11 protein-coding genes are annotated in these 21,143 nt (G+C 53.6%); 3 read left to right on the top strand and 8 right to left on the bottom strand.

What is annotated here, in order from left to right; translation table 11 throughout:
- Nucleotides 1-216 precede the first annotated feature (216 nt).
- The 3 genes from J2I46_RS16225 to J2I46_RS16215 all read right to left on the bottom strand — a co-directional run bounded on the left by J2I46_RS16225 (nt 217) and on the right by J2I46_RS16215 (nt 7,852).
- Nucleotides 217-4,896 (bottom strand): cellulose binding domain-containing protein, encoded by a 4,680-nt coding sequence (locus J2I46_RS16225; protein WP_207330081.1) that lies wholly within the window; start codon nt 4,894-4,896, stop codon nt 217-219.
- Between the two features lie 510 nt (nt 4,897-5,406).
- Entirely contained in the window at nt 5,407-6,588 is a 1,182-nt protein-coding gene (locus J2I46_RS16220) for a DUF819 family protein (protein ID WP_207330080.1), read from the bottom strand.
- A gap of 94 nt (nt 6,589-6,682) precedes the next feature.
- On the bottom strand, nt 6,683-7,852 hold the full coding sequence (locus J2I46_RS16215) for a glycoside hydrolase family 43 protein (protein ID WP_207330079.1): 1,170 nt from the start codon (nt 7,850-7,852) through the stop codon (nt 6,683-6,685).
- A 204-nt stretch (nt 7,853-8,056) separates the two neighbouring features.
- On the opposite strand from J2I46_RS16215, the gene J2I46_RS16210 reads away from it, so the two are divergent.
- Together J2I46_RS16210 and J2I46_RS16205 are read left to right on the top strand one after the other, a co-directional pair.
- Nucleotides 8,057-9,043, top strand: a complete 987-nt coding sequence (locus J2I46_RS16210) for an FAD:protein FMN transferase (RefSeq protein WP_229379790.1) — start codon at nt 8,057-8,059, stop codon at nt 9,041-9,043.
- A gap of 241 nt (nt 9,044-9,284) precedes the next feature.
- Nucleotides 9,285-12,137, top strand: coding sequence for a M14 family metallopeptidase (locus J2I46_RS16205; protein WP_207330078.1), 2,853 nt, complete (start codon nt 9,285-9,287; stop codon nt 12,135-12,137).
- Between the two features lie 105 nt (nt 12,138-12,242).
- On the opposite strand, the gene J2I46_RS16200 is transcribed toward J2I46_RS16205, so the two are convergent.
- From J2I46_RS16200 to J2I46_RS16180, 5 genes are all read right to left on the bottom strand, one after another.
- The gene (locus tag J2I46_RS16200; protein ID WP_207330077.1) at nt 12,243-12,776 is read right to left on the bottom strand and encodes a DinB family protein; all 534 of its coding nucleotides are present in this window, start codon (nt 12,774-12,776) and stop codon (nt 12,243-12,245) included.
- Nucleotides 12,777-12,898: 122 nt separating this feature from the next.
- On the bottom strand, nt 12,899-15,097 hold the full coding sequence (locus tag J2I46_RS16195) for a PepSY domain-containing protein (RefSeq protein WP_207330076.1): 2,199 nt from the start codon (nt 15,095-15,097) through the stop codon (nt 12,899-12,901).
- Between the two features lie 119 nt (nt 15,098-15,216).
- Entirely contained in the window at nt 15,217-15,720 is a 504-nt protein-coding gene (locus J2I46_RS16190) for a DUF2271 domain-containing protein (RefSeq protein WP_207330075.1), read from the bottom strand.
- A 1-nt stretch (nt 15,721) separates the two neighbouring features.
- A complete protein-coding gene (locus J2I46_RS16185) occupies nt 15,722-17,287 on the bottom strand; it encodes an ankyrin repeat domain-containing protein (RefSeq protein ID WP_207330074.1) in 1,566 nt (521 codons plus the stop codon).
- A 257-nt stretch (nt 17,288-17,544) separates the two neighbouring features.
- Nucleotides 17,545-19,971 (bottom strand): TonB-dependent receptor, encoded by a 2,427-nt coding sequence (locus tag J2I46_RS16180; RefSeq protein WP_207330073.1) that lies wholly within the window; start codon nt 19,969-19,971, stop codon nt 17,545-17,547.
- Between the two features lie 96 nt (nt 19,972-20,067).
- On the opposite strand from J2I46_RS16180, the gene J2I46_RS16175 reads away from it, so the two are divergent.
- A complete protein-coding gene (locus J2I46_RS16175; RefSeq protein WP_207330072.1) occupies nt 20,068-21,096 on the top strand; it encodes a helix-turn-helix transcriptional regulator in 1,029 nt (342 codons plus the stop codon).
- The last annotated feature ends 47 nt before the right edge of the window (nt 21,097-21,143 follow it).

Raw genomic sequence — 21,143 nt, 5'->3', positions numbered from 1 at the left:
CGCCATTATTGGCCAAAACAAATGTCCATCTTCCGCTCAATCGATAGTAGCGTATAATTACTGAAAAGTGGCCGTGAAATCACGTAAAGAGCTATAAGTCAGTTTATTCTTGATCCAGACGAGTAGCCTGCCTGCACAGGCTTAAACAGTTGACCCCCGCTAACAACATTAGCGGGGGTCAACTGTTTAAGCCCTGAAACAAGTCAATAACCAGACTTACTCAGCTTTCAGCACCTTAATGGTCTGACGCTCAGTGGGTGTGCTTACCTGCAAGAGGAAGATACCGGCACCCTGACCCTGAAGCGAGAGCTGTTGCTGCTCGGTAGGTTGTGGGCTGAGCACCTGCTTCTGATCTACCAGTTTACCCTGCGCGCTGATCAGTTGTAACTGTAGCGGTTGAGCCCCGGCACCTGTAATTTGCACCAACACGGCATCATCCCGCACTGGGTTACCCAATACCGTTACCTGTAGCCCCGTATTGGGCTCGGCTACCGCCATACGGAACGCAGCTCCCGGCTCCCGGCCCCACAGCCGATCAGCTCCGGCGTAAACCACCACCTTGCTATTCGAGCTCGACTCGGCGGGTTGCTCCTGATACGAGTAATCGTTGGTCTGATCGAAACGGCCACCATCGGGTTTGCTGATGCGGTAACGCACCCGGCCTGTGCTGGCTCCTGGAGCCAGTTGACCACCCTGGTTGTAGCGAATTTCGAGGTAATAATTAGCCCCACCTACGGCTGGGTTGAGCGCCACCAATTGCGTTTGCACATTTCCCTCGTCTACCTCCACCTGTAGCCGCTCATTGCCGTCTGAAGTGAAGTAGTAGCGCGCTTTGATATCGCTGTAATTCACAGGTACGTTGCCTTCATTGCGCACGTCCAGATACGTGCTGATCTGCGTGGCCGAAGGGCCATTCTTGCTTTCCGTCAAGGCCCGTAGCGCCCGAATCTGGGTCGTGGTACCTGGTTCTATGCCGGCGATCAGTACGCCGTTGTAGTAGGCCGTGATTCGCAGGTTGCTCACCAACTGGTCGCGTACCGTGGCGTATGAATAATCGTCCCGCTCGTTGAGGCCCGAATAATCGCCTTTGGCAAAGTAAGTCTGGATAGCGCCTGAGCTTGCCCCCGGGGCCAGGCTGCCGGCTCCTGACGTAAAGCTATACTCGACGTAACCCGCTGCTCCTTGCTGTACCGGTGAGAGCGGCACATAACGCAGCCGTACATTCTGGTTGCCTATCTGCGCGTAATTGACCGATAGATTGCTCAACGCCGAAGCGCCTTCCACCGTTAGGTAGTAACGGACCGTCAAGCCCGAGAGGGGTAGGGCACCTAACCCTTGGTTTTGCAACACAATAAGCGGCTGAATGGCATTGTTGTCGGCGTAGTTATCTACATCGCGGTGCAACACCGTCAGGCGACCACCCACGGTCACCACAGCCGTAGCCAGTGGGCTGGTGCAGCCATCTACCTGGCAGCTGGCCCGATAAGTGAACGTACCTGGCTGGTTGGTGGCCACCATAATAGTACTACCCGCTCCCGAACTGTTGTTGGGGCCGCTCCAGCTGATAGTGCCCGCACAGCCGCCTACCACCAGGTTAACGTTACCCGAATTAACATCCACCGTCACGGCTGACTGGCTGGCCGGATAAGCCCCTCCGCTCTGCGTCAATAGGGTAGGCGTAGGCGGCGTGGCTTTCACCCGAACGATCTGGGTGGCCGTGTTTGAGCAGCCGTTGGCATCGGTATAACGATAATCGACAGTGCGGTTGCCCACCGCCAATATAGCGGGGTTGAACTGAGTCGCCGGGGTGCCATCGATGGCGAAGCTGCCCCCTGTTGGTGTAGCTGTCAGCGTAACGGTGCCCGCATCCTGACAATAGGCAGTGGCCAGCCCCGTGATCGACAGGAACGGCAGCGGGTTGACCGTTACGTTCTGCGTAGTGGCGTTGGTACAGCCGTTCCCATCCGTGTACACATAGCGTACCGTATGCGATCCGAGGGCGATGGTTCCCGGCGCAAACTGGGTAGCCGACGTGCCATCCACGGTGAAGCTACCGCCCGCCGGTGTGCCCGTTAGGGTAACGGTGGCGGCATCCCGGCAGTAGGCACTGGCCAGGCCTGTGATTGACACCACTGGCAAGGCGTTAACTGCTACCGATTGGGTAGTGGTATTGGTGCAACCATTGTTATTCGTGTAGCTGTACAGTACCGAATGAGCACCCGCTGTCAGGTTGGCCGGGTTGAAGCTCGTGGCCGGGTTACCATCGATGGTGAATCTACCGCCGACGGGCGACCCTGTCAGCGTGACGGCCGAAGCGTCTTTGCAATAGGCACTGGCTAAGTTGGTGATCGATACCACCGGAAGCGGATTGACAATCACGTTCTGTATGGTACTGTTTGTGCAGCCGTTCCCATCCGTATAGGTGTAGTATACCGTATGAGAGCCATCGGCGAGCGCAGCCGGGTTAAACTGCGTCGCCAACGTGGCTGCATCGATGTAGAAGCTGCCGCCCGCAGGTGTAGCCGTTAGCGTAACGGCCGCCGCATCTTTGCAGTAAGCGCTGGCCAGACCCGTAATGGCTACCACCGGCAGAGGGTTCACCGTTACGGACTGGGTAGCCGTATTGGTGCATCCATTGCTGTTGGTGTATCGGTAAACTACCGTGTGGCTGCCTGTGGCAAGCGTAGACGGATTGAAACTGGTTGCCGAGTTTCCATCAATCGTAAAGCTACCGCCTGTAGGCGAACCCGCCAGCGTCACGGCTGATGCACTTTTGCAGTAAGCGCTGGCTAAACCGGTGATCGAGACCGTGGGAAGGTCGTTGATCGTTACATTTTGGGTGGCCGTGTTAGTGCATCCGTTGCCGTTCGTGAAGGTATAGGCTACGCCGTGTGAACCTGTGGCAAGCGTGGCCGGATTGAAACTGGTGGCCGATGTGCCATCAACGGTGAAACTGCCACCTGTTGGTGAGCCCGTCAGGGTGACAGCCGCCGCATCCTTACAGTAAGCGCTGGCCAGTCCCGTGATTGATACCGTTGGCAGTGGATTTACGGTTACGTTCTGACTAGCCGTGTTGGTGCAGCCACTGCCATTCGTATAGCGGTAAACGACAGCGTGCGAACCCGTCGCGAGCGCGGCTGGATTAAAACTGGTCGCTGTTGTCCCATCTACGGTGAAGGTGCCACCCGAAGGGGAGCCCGTCAGCGTGACGGCCGCCGCATTTTTACAGTAAGCGCTGGCCAGGCCGGTAATAGAAGGCGTTGGAAGGGCATTCACCGTCAATAAAGCCCCGCTTGAATTGGTTGAACCCGTACTGTTGGTGGCCACCGCCCGGAAATATTGCCCATTTACCGAGGCATTCGCGGCAATACTCAGCGTACTGGTGACACCCGACGCTGACCCGGGGGAGATGTTCCCGCTAGCGATCGTAGTTGGTGAGCTAAATCCTGCGTTGTCATCCTGCTGCCATTGAATATTGGTAGCGCCCGTAGTTGTAACAGTGAAGGTGGCCGTATTGCCCGTACAAACGGCCGTTGATGCAGGGGCTTGTGTGAAGCTGGGCGCTGGCGTTGTCGGCGCTTGTACCGTGGCGGTAGCATACCACAGCTTACGTGTATTTTGAGCGCTGCAAGCATTGTTGCCCGTGGTCAGATTATCGAACAGGATAATGACCCGGCCGCTGTTGGATAAAATAGCAGATGGAAAATTGCCGGCTCTGGCTTCAGCCGGAGCGGTGTAGGCCAGCGCCGTTGCCCAGGTACCGGTACCGCCGGGCTGATAAGCAAAGCCTACCCGTAAATCTCTGGAATAATAGCCAAAGGATTTACTGCCATTACTGTTTATATGAAACGAGCCGTCGATAAGATCGCCCGATAGGTTACTGTTAACCTGCTGGGGTGCCGAGAAACTACCCGAGGTATTGTCGGAAATATAAATCTGGTCGAGATAGTTGGAGTAAACGATGTATACTTTGTTGTTGGCATCAGTATCGATACCCAGCGTATTGCCCTGTGTCTGGTCCTGAGCGCCCTCGGCAACCACGGTGAGTGGTGACCAGCTACCTGAACTGTTGGTCATATAGACCAGGCCTCCATTTCGGCCCATATTGTTTGTCTCCCGCTGAATGGCCAGGTGTGCTTTTCCTGCGCCATCAATGGCCATGTCGAAATTGTTGACTTCATTGGCTGGCACGCCACCATTTATGCTCAAAGCCGTTTCGCCAACCCATTCCGTGCCCGTGTAACGATAATACCGGATGCCGTACGTCCGGGGGCTGTTTACGTCAGATGTAATGAAAGCAACGTGTGGTCGATTATTGGCATCCACCTCAATAACCGGATCATTGGTGCCTTTGAAGCCACTGGGATCAGAGAAGGTCTGGACCTCGGTAAAGGACCAGCTGGTGCCGTTCGTGCTCAAGCCGTACCAAACGCCCCGAACGCTGTCAAACCCCCCGCCCCGTGAGCCTCTGAAGGTGACGTGAAACCTGCCCAGCGCATCAATGGCGATATCGACGTCATCCGTGGCATTATCAAAGTTGGGGATGTTGATTGGCGAGCCGCTGTTGCCCGTTGGGGCGAACGTGCTGACGGTTGTCCAGCCAGTGCCATCAAACCGGATCAGTTTGTAGATGGCCTCCAGCCCAGACCCTTTGCGCCAGAATCCATATACCTTTCCGTCGACGGGATTAACGGCCAGCGAACTGAAGGGCCAGTCGCAGCCCGTACCTGTCTCGATCTGAGCCGTCGTAAAAGTGGAAATCTGCGCTTTCGCTGACGAAAAAGGCAGTATGACCATAGCGAGCAAGAGGAGGCTCGCCACCCAGGCGTTTCGTACACCCAACCACCGGCTGGCCGGAAAGAGATGGATATTGGGGGATAAAGTAAAGTTTAACATATGTTGATCTGTTAATTATTGAAAACAAGCGGACACAATTCGTACGTACTTTCTATACTATGATCTGGATCGATAGCGGGAGATTGGGCCGTCATGGAGAGGCGTATCTGTTATCTGGCAAATAACATATACACATAATCATATATTAATTAATTAATCGAAGGTACTGCCATCGCGAAACGGATCAGTAAGAATAAGTATATGTTTACTAGGCGGTAAAAATGGTTATTTATTAAACGGTAAATGTCGGCTATAATCGTGCCTTAAATAACTAGGGCAAGGACCAGGCTACCAGCAGGACTGGCTCGTTTTATGCAGTCTATGCATTGACAATCAATGGCTTGTGTACGTATAGGCCGGTGCTTCCCATCACTGCTGCTGCTGAGTTGATAAGGCTTCTGATATATGTCCGGGCAAAAGGCGGACTTCCAGCCAGTTTATACAGGCATGTACACTGTTACAGGCATGTACACTGTTCGCGCAAAGCATAATCAGACTTAAGGCGAATGCCTAGCCGAACGTCGCTGTTCGTAAGTATTCAGCGACGAGCAGACCGCAGTAGGTGCCGATGGCGTTGCCCAGGGCCCCGGCCAGAATGCCGGGTAAGTGCAGATCGGGGCGATTCAGGCTTTTGCTGAGGGCCAGACACGACGCCGAACCACCAATATTTGCTTGCGATGCAATACCCAGCACGTCCCAATCCTGCTTCAGCAAGCCGCCAATGCCGAACTGGAAAAGTGCATGAATCGGCACGGAGATGCTCACGAACAGGAGCATGGTCAGCGCCAGTTGACCGTCTTTAGCCAATACAGCCAGGTCGCAGAAAGCACCGATAACGGCTAGAAACAGGTAGATGCAGAAAATGCCGACAACGCGTACGCCACGTAACTGTTGCACTTGTGGGAGTTGCGCCAGAATAAGGGCAAGGGTCGTCAAGACCAGAATCTTAGGAATAGCCGGAACGTACCCAGCCACGAGTTGAGCGGCATACAACGCAAGCACACCCAGGCCAATCAGAATGGCTAAATCCTGCGGATTGATCGTCTCGACGTCGCTGATCTGGTCGTTGGCTTCCTGTTCGTAACGAAGCGTTTCGTCGGCGCTCATTGTGGTGGCCAGTCGGCGAGGGAAATAGCGGTTCAGCAGCGGCGGCAATAGGAGGGGGACTCCCATCCAGAGGGCCGTAACGATGTTGTCGGTGGCAATGGTGGCCGCATACACGTTCCCCGCTTTGTTGACGCCGTAGTGCAACGCGATGGCATTGAGGTTACTGCTTCCGCCGGTATGCGTGCCCGCAAACATACCGCCTACGGCGTAGAACAGTGGCCCGAGGCCCTTGGGCCCGCCTACTACCTTCATCGCCACAATAACACCAACCATCGTACCTGCCGCACCAATCAGGAAATTAATGACCATTGGTGCACCCGCCCGCCGAAGTCCTTTCAGGTTGACGGCCAGCAGCAGGTAGAAAATAGAGATTGGTGCCAGGTACGTAAAAATGCCATCATAGAGTGGTGGCGGATCCGTTGAGGCTGGAATCAACCCCAGATTAGCTGTGATGGCGGTGATGATGATCACGATCAGCGATGTACCCAGCGCCTTGAAGTAGGGCAGTTTCGCGAGCTGTTCGGAGATGATAATGTTAAGCATCAATACGGCCAGAATGGCCAGTGGGTCCTGTAGAAAGGGCATACAGCAGAGCGGTCAGCAGGCAATATGCGTTTTATTCGGAACAGAACCACACGGGCGGACCGTAAAGTATAGGCACTGGTCAACTGCCAATAGGCTACCTATTGTTCGTCGCTGCCGTTGTTGTACTCGAAGGGCGTTTTTGCGGCGTTGTTGTTGGTCCCGAAATCGTGATTTGTCCGTTTTTGGCTTGCATGCGGTCGATAAAAACGACTCGTTCGTCGCCGGTTTTGGCAGTTCTGCCATGATACACGCAGAACATTTCTTTACCATCGGGCGAATAGGTGATACTGTTATGCCCCGTTCCCGTTACGGAGCCGCCCTTGTCGGTATTGCGCTGCAACACAGGGTTATTAGCCGCTTTCTTGAAGGGGCCCAATGGCGATTTGGCGGTGGCATAGCCGATGGCGTAGAACTGCCCACCGAAATGATTCGCCGAATACATAATGTAATACGTATCGTCTTTCTTGAACATAACTGACCCTTCTGTCCAGCGGCGGTTTACTTCGCGGGCGGTGACCGACCGGCTTTCCCATTCGGCCTGCTTGTCGCTGAGGCTGACGGGTGGTCTCAGCAACAAAACGGGTTCACCAACTACGCCGGAAAAGTCGGGCTTAAGTTCGACACCGTATACCCAACTTTCTTCAATCTCGTTGAACCAGCCTTTTTCCTTCGCCAAATCAGCCACATCGCTCTTGACCGGGTGTTTGTAGCAGCAACGGGAATAGTACAGATACGATTTGCCGTTGGTGTCGGTAAACACATTCGCATCGATGATGGGGTAACCCGGGTCGAAGATGGGCTTGTTGGTGAGGTCTATAAAAGGACCGGTGGGCTTATCGGCCACCGCTACGCCAATCCGGAAATTCTCGGCCTCCTTCGTAGGGTTCACCTTCCATTGTGCGCTGTAGAACAAATAGTATTTACCCTTCATTTCATACACTTCAGGCGCCCAGTACGCACCGCCCCAATTCGCTTTTGGGTCGCTCCAGCCATTTTTGTTGTCGTGAAAATAAACCTGCCCTTCCGACTTCCAGGTGACCAGATCGCTGGATGAATAGGCCGAAAAGCCCTTGTCGGCACCGCCACCCGTGCCATACATGTAGTACATACCCTTAGTATGTAGAATGTAGGGGTCGCCGAATTGCACAGGCAATGGGTTTGTATAGGTGGCTGTTGGCGCAGCAACAGATTGAACCAGCTGCGCTATCGAAAAATGAGAAGCCTGTGTAACGAAAAAGAAAAACAGGAAGATTGATTTTTTCATTGTACTACTTTTTAAGTCTTGGTACTGCCAAAAAGCCAGCAAGATGTCTTCTGCGATGAGTAGGCCAGTGCAGACCGCAGAAATTCGTATAACTCGACGTCAACGTTGAGGAAGCCTACTCTATAACGTAAGATGGTTTCTCTTTTACTACGTATGCGCACCAAAATGCCAATCCCTTAGCCTGTTCAAGCTTATTTTTGCGGAATGAAACAGGTCTTGGTTTTCGTGTTGGCACTGACAGCATCTTGTGGTAATGCTCAGGCACTGCGCCACAGAACGGTGAAGCTGATGGGTAGCCGATTCGACATCACCCTTGTAGCCAATGACTCAGCGCAGGCTGAACAAAACATTGATCTGGTAATTGCCGAAGTGAGCCGGATCGAGAATTTAATTTCAGACTGGCGCCCCGATACGCAGATTTCGCAGGTCAACAAAAACGCCGGTATCGCTCCTGTTCGCGTCGATCCGGAAGTGTTCACGCTGACTGAACGGGCGCTGCAGCTCTCCAGGCTCACCAACGGCGCGTTCGATATCAGCTTTGCCGCGATGGACCGTATCTGGAAATTCGACGGGTCGATGACGGAAATGCCTAAGCCTGAAGCGATCCGGAAATCGGTGGAGAAAGTGGGGTATCAACACATCGAGCTCGACCCAAACCAGTCGACTATTTTCCTGAAACGCAAGGGGATGAAGATTGGCTTCGGAGCATTGGGCGAAGGCTACGCCGCCGATCGCTGCCGCGCCATGATGCTGGCTAAGGGCATCAACGCCGGCATTGTCAACGGGTCGGGCGATATGAGTGCCTGGGGCAAGCAGCCCGATGGTAGCGACTGGACAATCGGCATCACGAATCCGCTGCACAACGACACGATTTTTGCCATCGTGCCGCTTCGCCAGCCTGCCGTAGTGACGTCTGGCAGTTATGAGAAATTTGTGGTTTTCAACGGCAAGCGGTACGCGCACATCATCAACCCCCGCACGGGCTATCCGGCCACCGGGCTGAGCAGCGTTACCGTATTCGGCCCCAGTACAGAAAAGGCTAATGGGTTCAGCACATCCATCATGGTTCTGGGTAAAGAGGCCGGGCTGAAACTGATCCGGCAATACCCCGAGTATCAGTACATTTTGATTACCGACAAGGGCAACATTACGTCTTCTCCGAGTTTGAAACTGAAGAAACGCAGGTTGTGAGTGGTGTTGCTTGCCAGCGATAGAATTTCATTTGCGTGTGCTGTTTGGCGCCTAAAAGCCCGAGCGCGAAGCAGCACATGCAAAAGCACTCTGGCCGAACGTACCCAGCCAGACGCCGTGAGCAGGCGTGGTATATCATTAGTAAGGCCAAATTTTATACCATGTTTGGGCCTGGAAGCCGTAGAAAATGGCGTACTTGACGGTTGATCCATCAACAGCCCCGCAGGCTCTAGCTCATTCTATGTTCCGTACAACTTTACTTCTTTTAAGTACAGCGCTGTTCCTGTGTGTATCAGCGCAGGCGCAAACCGTACCGACGCCGAAAGATCACTTCGGCTTCAACATTGGAGACGACTATCAGCTCGCCACCTACACCCAAACCGAAGCGTATTTCAAGAAACTGGCCGCTTCGCCCCGTACCAAGCTGACCAGCATTGGCAAAACGGAGGAAGGCCGCGATCAGTTTATGATGATCGTCACCTCGCCCGAAAACCACAAAAAACTAGCCCGCTACCAGGAAATTTCAACTAAAATGGCGCGGGCCGAGGGGTTAACCGAACAGCAAGCGCGGGCCATGGCTGAAGAAGGTAAGGCCGTTGTCTGGATCGATGGCGGGCTGCACGCGACCGAAACCGTAGGTACGCACCAGCTGATTGAAACGGCCTACCAGCTTGTGAGCCGCACCGACCCCGAAACGATGCGCATTCTCGATAACGTGGTCATTCTGCTGACCCACGCCAACCCTGACGGGCAAGAGATCGTCTCAAACTGGTACATGCGGAATCCGGCTCCCGAAAAACGGTCGCTGGATAACCTGCCGCGCCTGTATGAGAAATACGCCGGTCACGATAACAACCGCGACTTCTACATCATGAACCTGAAAGAATCGCAGAATATCGGGCGTCAGCTGTTCGTCGACTGGATTCCGCAGATCATGTACAACCACCACCAGCGCGGCCCGGCCGGGTCGGTGCTGGCTGGCCCGCCCTACCGTGATCCGTTCAATTACGTGTTTGATCCGTTGATGATAACGGGGATCGACGCCCTGGGAGCTGCTATGTATAATCGTCTGAATGCCGAAAATAAACCCGGTTTTACCCGGTTGGGCGGCTCGGTTTTCTCGACCTGGTATAATGGCGGTCTGCGGACCACAACGCACTTCCACAACATGATTGGCCTGCTGACGGAGATCATCGGCGGCCCAACACCCGAGAACGTACCCCTGATTCCGTCGAGGCTGATTCCGAACGGCAACACGCCAAACCCGGTAACGCCGCAGCGGTGGCGGTTCCGGCAGTCGATCGATTACTCGGTGTCGCTCAACTACGCCGTACTGGATTATGCAGCCCGGCAGCGCGATCAGTTGCTGTACAATATTTACAAAATGGGTAAAAACTCAATTGATCGGGGTAGCGAAAACTACTGGACGCTTTCACCCAAACGGGTAGAGACCATCAATGAGCTGTATCAGGCCGACTTGAAAAAGACGGCTCCCGGCGTGGCAGCGCCTGCCAACGCTACGGTTACTAGTGCTGCCAGCAGAACAGCCACCGTCCCGGCAAGCGCCACGGCCCTCGGTAGCACCACGGCCGTAACAGATGCCGGATCGGCCCCGCGTGGCGAAGGGGTTCCGATGAAATATTTTACCGCTGTGCTTCGGGATACCACCCTGCGCGACCCGCGTGGCTATATCATTCCATCGAGCCAGACCGACTGGCCTACAGCGGTGAAATTCGTGAACGCGCTCATCAAAACGGGTATTCAGGTACTGCAGGCTACGGCAGATTTCAGTGTAGCGGGCAAGACCTACCCAGCGGGTTCGTATGTTGTGAAACTCGATCAGGCATTCCGCCCTCACGTTCTGGATATGTTCGAACCGCAGGATCACCCCAACGATTTCCAGTATCCCGGTGGCCCGCCCGTTCGCCCCTACGATGCCGCTGGCTGGACACTAGCTTACCAAATGAACGTGCAATTTGACCGCCTGCTCACCGGGTTCGACGGCCCATTCAAGAAACTGCCCTACGGCGAATTGCAAGCGCCCACTGCCAAAATCAGCGGATCGGGTGCCGGATATGTGCTGAACAGCCAGGTCAACAACGCGTTTCTGGCGGTCAATGATCTGATCAAAGCAGGTGTTGAGGTATACCGGATGCCGACTAGTTCTGCTGCTGTAGCGCCCGGATCGTTCTACGTACCTGCGTCGGCCAAAGCCAAATCGATCCTCGACGCGTCGGGTATGACAGTGACGAGTATAGCGAAGCGGCCAACGACCATGAAAAAAGTGACGCCCATGCGCATTGGCCTGTGGGATACCTACGGCGGCTCGATGCCCTCGGGCTGGGTACGTTGGCTGATGGAGCAATATCATTACCCCATGCAGCTCGTTTACGCGAAAGACATCGACGCGGGTAATCTGAAAAGTAAATACGACGTGATCGTTTTCGTCACCCGCGCTATTCCGGCCGTGGGTAATGGTAATGCACCAGCGCGGGGCGAAGGCGAAACGGGCGGCTTCCGCGAGCCCAAAGCCGAAGAAATTCCTGCCGAATACCATCCCTCGATGGGGCGAATCACGGCCGACAAATCGGTACCGCAGCTCAAAGCCTTTATGGAAGCAGGCGGACAGGTCGTTACCATTGGTACCAGCACCAACCTAGCCTACCATCTCGGCTTGCCAGTGCGTAACGCCCTGGTCGAGATGGGCCCGAACGGCCAAGAACGGCCATTGAGCAATGAGAAATATTTCATTCCCGGCAGTATTCTGCGCGTGGCCCTCGATTCAACCCAACAAGCCACCTGGGGAATGCCTACGCAAACCGATGTGTATTTCGATTCGAGCCCGGTATTCAAAATAGCACCGGAAGCCATTGCCAAAGGGACGGTTAAGCCGCTGATGTGGTTCCCAACCGACAAACCGCTCCGTAGCGGCTGGGCCTGGGGACAGGCGTATCTCCGCGATGGTGTAACGGCCTTTATGGCGCCCATCGGAGCGGGCAAACTCTACGCATTTGGCCCCGAAATCACATTCCGCGCTCAGGCACAGGGGACATTCAAATTGCTTTTTAACCAGTTGTATGGCTTGGGTGAGTAGTTGACTGGTTGGTTGGATAATTGGTTGATTGGTTGGCTGGTTCATTGCAGTCAACCAGTTAACCAATTACCCACTCAACCAGTTATCCAATCAACCAGCCACCAGCTAAAACAGCTTCTCCTGCGGTGGTTTGGCACCGGCAAGGCGGATGTAGACGGTGGTTTGGCCACGGTGGTGCGTCTGGTGCTCGAAGGCTTTAGCCAGTGCCATGCCCCGGCTCATGTCGAAACGCCCAAATAACTTCACTTGCTCGTTTAGTTGGGCAGGCGTCAGTTTTTTTACCCCGGCAATCACAAAATCGTAGCCGTCCAGCACGAGTTTAGTGATGTTGGCTTTCGACTTATCTGTCGTTGACTTCTCCAGTTCGTTCACGCTGTCTGGTTTTTTCTCGCCTGTTGCTGCTGAGGCAAAGCCATAGCTGCCGTCGGTCAGGTGCAGCATCTGCTCAGCAAACGAGCGCATTTCTGGTGTGGGCTTCAAAGCGTAACCCGACTCAGGCATCGCATCCAGATACTCTTTGGTATAGGCTTTAGCCCGTTCCCATTCCTTCACCGTTTCGTCAATAGATGCCTGCGCTTGCGCCATCTGGCTGATGCCCAATACAAGGCACAGCACCATTAGTAAATTAATTCGTTTCATCGTTCAGCTTGGTTAAATGCTCTGTAAAGCTGGTGAGGAATGCGCATGACTACAACATACCAGGCTATTTTTGCCTGTACAAACATAAATAGCCTCCTGGGAAGCAGGTAACGTACCCAGGTTTAGTAACAATCCATCAGAAGTTGGCCGTGGGCCTGGTAATAGCTAACAGCGTTGCCCAGTTTGTTCTGGCAAAGGGAATCCAGTATATCAAGCACATCTTTCTGCATGGCTAGCGAGCCGCAGATCATCACTACCCCGTTCATCATCAATACGTTGGTGATGAAATCGGCGTCGCGGATGAGCAAATCGCTGACATACTGCTTATCACCTTCCCGCGAATAAGCTATGTGGAGGTTTGTCAGCTTTTTAGCCGCCCGGCTTTCTTCCAGAAAATCCCCGTACATCGCCAACGAGGTACGTTGCCGGAAACCGCAGTACAAATGGCAGGGCGTTTGCTGTCTATTCTGGCTAATCATACCCAGAAATGGAGCAATGCCAGTGCCGTTGGCGATCATAATAACGACAGGCGCTTTTTTCGGAAAGTGAAAACTGGCGTTGCTCACAATCCGCGCGCGAATGGCTTCGCCGGGTGTCAGCTCATGTAAAAAGCCGGAACCTAGCCCGCCCGGATGCAGCCGAACACTAAGCTGAAGTTCGTTCTCCAGCACCCCAATCGAGTATAGCCGCTCGCGATGATCGTTGGCCGGATAAATAGCCAGCCAATCACCCGACGCAACGTTCCGCCGACGTGAGCCTCTCATCCGAATCAGAAAGGTACCATCGGGTAGTGCTGTGCGGGTATTACCAGTAACGGTCAGCTTGTCGAAACGGCGTTTCGGTGCCTGTAGCAGGTCTGCCGAAATAGGTATAGGCAGGTTAGCTTGCTGCGACCAGGCGTCGGCCCACAGGCTAAACTCTTCCGGCGACCGGTCATTGACGGTGTGGATATCAACCAGCGGTGCTGCCCAGGCTTGTTTGGCCAGCAGCTGATTGACGTCAAACGCAAACTGGCAAAAGTCGGGATAGGCGTGCGAGCCAAAGCCAACCACCGAGTAGCGGACAGACTGTGGCTGCGGGTATTTTTCAACCAACGCGGCGAAACGCCGGGCGTTGGTGGGGGCCTCGCCAAGCCCGTAGGTCGCTGTCAGCACGAGCAGGTGTTCCGCTTCCGGAAAAACGCCGTAATTGTTCAGGTCTGTCAGGTAGGCTTTTTTGCCTTGTTTGAGCAAGTGCTGATGAACAAGCTGGGCAAACCGAAAGGTGCTGCCGTTCTCGGAACCGACCAAGATAATAAACCGGCTTTCGGTGGCCGTGTACTTGTTTTTGGCGCGGTTGGCCAGCCGTTTCCAGGTAATGGCAAAACCGGAGTAAATGAAGAAAAGAATATTTCCCGAAGCCACCGCCAGAATAAGCGCCCAGATGAGGCTGCCCCGACCGGTATGCAAATCCAGACTCAGGCTGGTTAGTAGTACGGCGGTTGGGTACGGCTTCTCGCTCAGGATCTCCCCCGTAAGCTGATTGATTGTTAGCTCGCGGTCTTTAAGTTTCAGCGTATAATAGTCCTCAACATCGTCCGAAAAAGGAAATTCGATGCTCTGTACATCGACCAGACGCGTATTCTGAAACACCGCAAAATCGGCGGGCTTTCGTTCCGGCTTCGACTGAAGGGCGTCGAGGTCAATGGTAGGCGAAACGATGGTTGCTTCGCCTACCAGATTGAACCGGGCCAGCGACAGGTACGTACCTGACAGGGCAATAACGATGATCGGGATGAGCGACAGCCGCCCCAGCACCACATGGTAATATTGAGCGAAGTTGTCGCGTACGATACGGGTAAAAAAACGCTTCACGCCCCGCTGCCGCTGAATGATCAGCATGGTGCCGGAAACGGTGATCAGTAACAGCAGAAAGGCGGTGAGGCCAACAAAAAACCGGCCTGCCTCGTGCAGAAACAGCGACCGGTGCAGGGCCGTGACCCACTGGAAAAACTCGCTTTGTGGCGTAGGCGTGCCCAGAATGCTGCCTGTTCGGGGGTCAACGTAGGCGGTCAGATTCTTTCCGTTGGCATCGGTTCCCCTGAGCTGGACAAACTGATTGGCATCGACACTCAACTCCGTAAGTTCTTCATAACCCTTCTTAAGAACGGGTAACGTCTGAGCCAGCGTAAGTTGACCAACATTATCGGCCCGATATGGCTGAAGCTTTTGCGATACGGGTTCAAACGCCAGAATAATTCCCGTTACCGAGGCCAGAGTCAGCAGAAGAAAGGAAGATACAGCCAAGGCTAAATGGCTATATCTCCAAACAGAAATGGTCATAAACGTTGGCCTATGAGATGTTGGATTTGGGATTTCGGATTGGGGATTGTTGCTGACGCAAGCGCAAACTCTTGCGTCAGCAACAATCCCCAATCCGAAATCCCAAATCCGACATCCAACTAATTGCTGGTGGTGGGGCTGAAACGGACGTAACGGATGTAGCCGGTACCCTCGTTCTTGGCGGAAAGGGCTTCCGTCGTGAGCGGGATTTCCAGGTCTTTTACGTAGTACGGCTTGTCTTCGACCGCACTCTCGAACCGCAGTTTATACTCCTTGTTGATCTTGGCATTATCAATCTCCAGCACGGTTACACTACGGTCGCCACCAGCCACTGATGCCCCCGTAATAGCGCTGATGTTGGGTTTTTTCCTGCCCAACGCCTTGTGCCACTCTTTCACATCCGGATACCATTTTTTGTCGGAACCGAGCACGTACAGTGTTTTCTCGTAAGCTCCTTTACTGTTGATCAGCGAAACAACCACATACGCTTTTTCGCCCATGTAGTTGGTCATCTGAATCATACACTTGTACTGGGATGTTCCGGGTTGTTGGGCAATTGAAGCGGATGTGCCGACATATATCAGAGCCAGCAACAACAGGCCTATTTTTGGCAAACGAGACATACTATTTCAGGAAGTTAACAGACACATTGTTTTTCGACAGCGACTCATTTTCACTGGCCAAATCGAAAGCAGTTTCTTTAAAGTTGGTAGCGATGTCTTTTTTCGCCCCAATCGACAGCAGGTATTTCATTAGGGTATCGTCTTTCGAAATCATCGCTGCTTTGTGTAACGCGGTGATTCCCTCGTTATTCTTACTGTTTACGTCGATCTGAAGGGGTTCCAGCCGTTTCACCAGCGACAGGTCGTTTTTGGCAACCGCCAGGTGATAAAGGGTATTGCCATTCTTTTGCGGTGCCTTTACGTCGAGTCCTTTCTCCTGAAGCAAATTCAGCTTTGCCGTGAAATCATCAGGGCGGGGAGCACCGTCAGGCCGGGGAGCGTTGGCCGCCTGGGGTGAACCGGCTCCTTCCGGACGAGGAGCGCCGCCCATACCACCCGGACCTGGACCAGCCGGACGGTAGCCCTGCACCAGGTAGGCCGCCAGGTTATCGCCTGCCTTATCAGTTACTTTGCTATCAGCGCCTTTGTTGAGCAGGTACGTGACAACCTCCGCCGAGTTGCCCTGCACAGCCATGGCCAGCGCTGTGGCACCTTTCCGGTTGCTCTGATTGATGTTTTTCACATTTTGCATCAACAGGGCTAACGTACCCAGGTCGCGGTTGCTGGCGGCGGCATTCATGAATGGCGTATTGCCATCTTCATCGGCCTGATTGACATCGGCACCTTTGCCCAGGAAATACTCAATCAGTGCCGTTTGTCCCGGCCGACGCACTAACGAGTGCAGTGCATTTTCGCCATTTTTATTCACGGCCGCCGGTTTCACCCCCGCGCTTTCCAGATACTGAAATACCTCAATAGGAGCAGGTCCCCGGCGCGAACCCTGTGCGGCCATAATCATAGCATTGGGGTTTACCGGTACACTTCGTTGTTGAAGGGCTTTCAACACGGTGAGGTTACCACCCCGGGCTGCGTATGCGAATGCGTTGTTACCTGCCGCGTCGGTGCTTTTCAGATCCAATCCTTTCGAGACGAAATAATCGGTCAGTTTAAGGTCTTTATCGCTGGCGATGGCCAGTAGCAGGGCGTTGGCACCGTCGTGGTTGACGTCTTTTTTCAGATTAGCGCCGCCTTTGATCAGCAAATCATACAGTTGGGTGTCGGGTACACCGGCACTGGCCGCGAAGTTCAGCGGAGTGCTGCCGTGGCTATCTTCCACGCTTGTTTTGGCACCTTTTCCGATCAAATAGTCTACTACCTCCAGATTCCCCCGGTTGGCGGCCCAGTGCAGGTACGTGCGGCTGTCGTGGGTAATCTTGTTTACGTCATTGCCTGGCTGCGACAACAGGTATTTTATCGACTCGTTGGGCGCCTGCGCATTGATCGCCATCACAACGGGATCGAAACTGTTCGGGTTGAACTGCGATGGACTATTACCTTTTTCAACCTCGGCCTTCACCTGGTTTACGTCTGGCTTACCCTGCCAGAACGATTGCTCCAGCAGCACATTTTTCTGAGCCTGGGCTGAGAAGGTGATTCCTGCCAGAAGCGCGATAATGACTTGTTTCATGCGGATATACTGAGTTGACATGCTGATGCGATACGGCTAAACGGATGAACGCATCAAATGGCCTGCAAGTTAATGGTATTTAGTCTAAATAAGACTTTGTATCACTGTTAAACTTGGTAACAAATAGAAAATCAGGGACTGGCTGGCTGTTGGGGGATGGTTGAAAATACGTTTGCCAAAAAAAATCCCTGCACCCGTTGATATGAGTGCAGGGAATGGAAGAAAGAGGAAGGTATTCGAAGTAGAACTAAGGCTGGTTAAAACCGGTAAGACAGGGTAGTCACAAATTGCCGGGGCGGAATTGGCATAATGCTGTAGCGGTCGTGAATCAGGTAATTCAACGTGTTGGTGAGGTTCGATACTTTAGCGAGGATCGACACTTTCCGGTAGGTATAGCCCGCCGACACATCGACTGTTGTGAAACCGGCCAATGGAATCAGGCGGCTGAATTCCGGCGTTTGGCCATACGTATTGTTGTTTCCACCAAACCGGTTGCCCGTGTAGAAAGCAGAGGCACCCAGTTTCAAGCCCCGTAGTTGCGGAAGGTCAAATGTGTAGAAAATGGTGGCGTTTGCCGTGTGGGCCGGATTGTTGGTTAGCCGTTCGCCTTCGATCGGTGATCCTTTTATCAGCGATGTTCTGGTGTACCGCATGTAGTTGTAGCCATAGCCGGTGATGAAGAAGAAGTTCTTCGAAAAATTACCCGTCAGGTCTACTTCCAGTCCGTCGCTTGTTGTTTGACCGGTGAATTCCTTCACATTGGCGTCGGCGTTGGCAGTACCATCGGCTTTAAGCGGGGCCATCTGGGCGAAGTTGCTGTTGACAATGCGGTATACGCCGAGGTTGGCCGTGATTCGTCCGTTGAACAATTCGTTTTTAACGCCCGCCTCAAATTGGTCAACAATAGACGGCTTCAGGATCTGCCCGTAAATATCGACGCCCGTGTTGATGGTGAAGTTGTTTGAATAACTGCCGAAAAACGAGGTCATCCTGGTTGGCTGATACATCAGGGCCACTTTGGGCGAGAAGGCGGCGTCTAGCTTGGTCTCTGCCGTACCCCGCGTTTCAGCCTGGGTTATCATATTCAGAATGGTTGTCTGCACCGTCCGTTGCTGCGACCACCGGATACCGGCCAGCACTTTAATCTTATCGGTCAGGCTGATCAAATCCTGCGCGTAGACACCCAGGCGGGTAGATGGCGACGTAGTCCGAGTTGTTGCGGTGGCATCGGGAATATCGGTGCGTGCTTCGTACAGGCCTGGGTTCAGAATGTTGATTTTGTCGTACGATGTCTTGCCGACTCCGTAGTTGACCGTGTAGGCCGTACTCTGACTCACAATACCGACCAGATCGCTGCCGACCAATACCTGATGGCCGATAGAACCTGTGCTGAATCGTCCGTTGAGGTTTACCTGCCCGGTGGCGTTGTTTTCGCGGGTCATGGTCCGGCTGAGAGTGCGCGTCCAGTCGCCGGTTGCCGATACGTTATTATTGGGTACACCCGCCCCGTACGCGCTTACGCCGGTTCCCTGCGCTGAGGCAATGGCGGTTAGCTTCCAGGTATTACTAAACGCATGGTCAATGTTGATTGAGCCCGAGGTCTGATCCACTTTGTTGTAGGCCCAGGGCGTGTTGATGAATCGCGACCGGGGTACGTTGGGTATGATGGCATCCTGATTCTGGTTCAGCGAACCAATACCGTTATCGGGAGTCAGATCCGATTTCAGGTAATCGCCCTGAAGCAGAATGGTGGTTTTCTGACCTAGTTTGTACAACAGCGACGGATTGACGTACACCCGGTTAGTTTTCACCACATCCCGGTAGCTGTTGGCTGTTTCATACGTACCTACTACCCGGAACGCCAGGTTTTTGGCCAGCGGTCCGTACAGATCAACGATGGGCTTGATAAGGCCGAAACTGCCAAACCGCATCGACACTTCGCCCCCGCGCTCGAACTTGGGTTTCTTGGTGACCATGTTGATGATCAGCCCGCCCGACACGTTGCCGTACAGCAGCGCCGAACTACCTTTCAGCACTTCCACCGACTCCAGCGTACTGGCTTCGGGGAAGCCCATGGTGTTGGAGATAACCCCATTCTTGAAAATGCTGCCCCCCGCACCGGCAATACCAATGCTGTAGCCCCGCGCTGAGAATGTTTCGGCCACACCGCCGCGCTGCTGCGTAAGCGAAACCCCGCTTACGTTTTTCAGCACATCGCCCAAGCGAGATGCCTGCTGATTGGCGATGACTACACTGCTCACTACCCCCGACATCTGGGGCAGGTCTAGAGGGGCCAGGGTTGCTTTACCCAGGGTAACGGCTTTATTGTTGCCCGTTACCTCTACCTCGGTCAGTTGAATGGCACTTTCCGACAGCGAAAAATCGGTGGTCGTTGCCCGGCCGGCCTCTACAAGCACGATTTTCTCCTGCGTGCGTAGACCCACGAAAGTTACCTGTATCGTATACGTACCTGGGCTAACTCCTTTCAGTTGGTATGTGCCGTCTTCGGCCGTGGTCGTTGCTTTACGAGTTTCCTTCAGACTGACGTTCACGAAAGAAGCAGCGTTACCATCGCTGGTTTTTACGCTACCTGAAATAGACCCCGTTGACTGAGCCTGACTATGTTCAGTGCACAGCGTTACCAGACTTAGGCACAGGAAGAGAGACGAATAAAAAAGCTTCATTTTATTTAGATCAATTCTAATTTGATGCAAATTTGTGGTGTGAATCGGTAGAGTGGGTATCGTAATCGGGAGTATTCGTATTGTAATCGGGCTAACATGGAAATAATACTACGCGCTAATGGGGTCGATACATGCTTGCGGCAGGAGGCACTGAAAGGGATTGATGGGCAGCCCGTACCCTTTTGGGAGCGACAGGTGAAGGTGCAGGAGGCTCCATTCGGGAGCCTTGTAGATACCCAGATCACAACGGGCGATTTCTTCCTGTCTCATTCCGTTTTTCAGCTGAATCAGCCTATTCAGCTGCTTAAAGAGGTGGAGCAGGAGGTTATTCAACTGGACTTTGCGTTGCAGGGCGACTGTCTGGTTCAGCCGGGTGGCAAGACACCCCGGCAACGCTTCTCAACGGGCCAGCACAATAGCTGTTACCTGCCCCAATCAAAAAGCCTGTATACCTATCAGGCAGCTGGCCTGCCTCTGGATTACAGCGCGGTGCTTATTCCGATAGACGTTTACCGGCGGTTGGTGCCCGTTGAGGGCGGGTCAACTCAACCAGTTGATGCGCTGATAAGGCAGCAGAAAGCCGGTTTCGGTATGGCGAAAAACGCACCTGTCACCTCGGCGATGGACCGGTTAATTCGGGATATCTGGTCAAGTCAACGCACAGGTACGTTGCAACGGCTGTTTCTGGAAGCCCGAGTTCTGGAACTGCTGATGCTTCAACTCGAACAGATGCAGGGCGTACAACCCGTTGATCGTACGTCGAAACAGGTAGCTGATCGTAAAATACAGGAAGCACGTGAGGTACTTGATGCCAGCTACGTCAATCCGCCAACAATCATTGAGTTAGCGAAACTGGTCGGTCTGAATGAATTTACCCTTAAGCGAGGATTCAAAGAGCAGTTTGGCACAACGATTCTGGGCTACATTACCCAGCGCCGGATGGAAGATGCTAAACGACTGCTGCTGGAGAGCGACGAGACCATAAGTGAGGTAGCATACTGGGTAGGTTACAAAAATCCGGCTCATTTCACGGTGGCCTTCAAGCAGTATTTCGGTGCGTTACCCAGTGCTTTTCGGATACAGGGGGGCGCTGGTAGCCCGGCTCTGATGCCGATCAATCAGTAGGTTACCGTAGGTGGCTGGTTATGACGGTACCGCTGCCATCTGTTGCC

It is taken from the genome of Fibrella forsythiae (assembly GCF_017353175.1).
Lineage (GTDB): Bacteria > Bacteroidota > Bacteroidia > Cytophagales > Spirosomataceae > Fibrella > Fibrella forsythiae.
This window is presented reverse-complemented; position numbering and strand designations above follow the sequence as displayed.

What these genes read in the sequence shown, in the direction of transcription:
- J2I46_RS16225 (WP_207330081.1), bottom strand. Translation starts at nt 4,896, where the DNA reads ATGTTAAACTTTACTTTATCCCCCAATATCCATCTCTTTCCGGCCAGC.
- J2I46_RS16220 (WP_207330080.1), bottom strand. Translation starts at nt 6,588, where the DNA reads ATGCCCTTTCTACAGGACCCACTGGCCATTCTGGCCGTATTGATGCTT.
- J2I46_RS16215 (WP_207330079.1), bottom strand. Translation starts at nt 7,852, where the DNA reads ATGAAAAAATCAATCTTCCTGTTTTTCTTTTTCGTTACACAGGCTTCT.
- J2I46_RS16210 (WP_229379790.1), top strand. Translation starts at nt 8,057, where the DNA reads ATGAAACAGGTCTTGGTTTTCGTGTTGGCACTGACAGCATCTTGTGGT.
- J2I46_RS16205 (WP_207330078.1), top strand. Translation starts at nt 9,285, where the DNA reads ATGTTCCGTACAACTTTACTTCTTTTAAGTACAGCGCTGTTCCTGTGT.
- J2I46_RS16200 (WP_207330077.1), bottom strand. Translation starts at nt 12,776, where the DNA reads ATGAAACGAATTAATTTACTAATGGTGCTGTGCCTTGTATTGGGCATC.
- J2I46_RS16195 (WP_207330076.1), bottom strand. Translation starts at nt 15,097, where the DNA reads ATGACCATTTCTGTTTGGAGATATAGCCATTTAGCCTTGGCTGTATCT.
- J2I46_RS16190 (WP_207330075.1), bottom strand. Translation starts at nt 15,720, where the DNA reads ATGTCTCGTTTGCCAAAAATAGGCCTGTTGTTGCTGGCTCTGATATAT.
- J2I46_RS16185 (WP_207330074.1), bottom strand. Translation starts at nt 17,287, where the DNA reads ATGAAACAAGTCATTATCGCGCTTCTGGCAGGAATCACCTTCTCAGCC.
- J2I46_RS16180 (WP_207330073.1), bottom strand. Translation starts at nt 19,971, where the DNA reads ATGAAGCTTTTTTATTCGTCTCTCTTCCTGTGCCTAAGTCTGGTAACG.
- J2I46_RS16175 (WP_207330072.1), top strand. Translation starts at nt 20,068, where the DNA reads ATGGAAATAATACTACGCGCTAATGGGGTCGATACATGCTTGCGGCAG.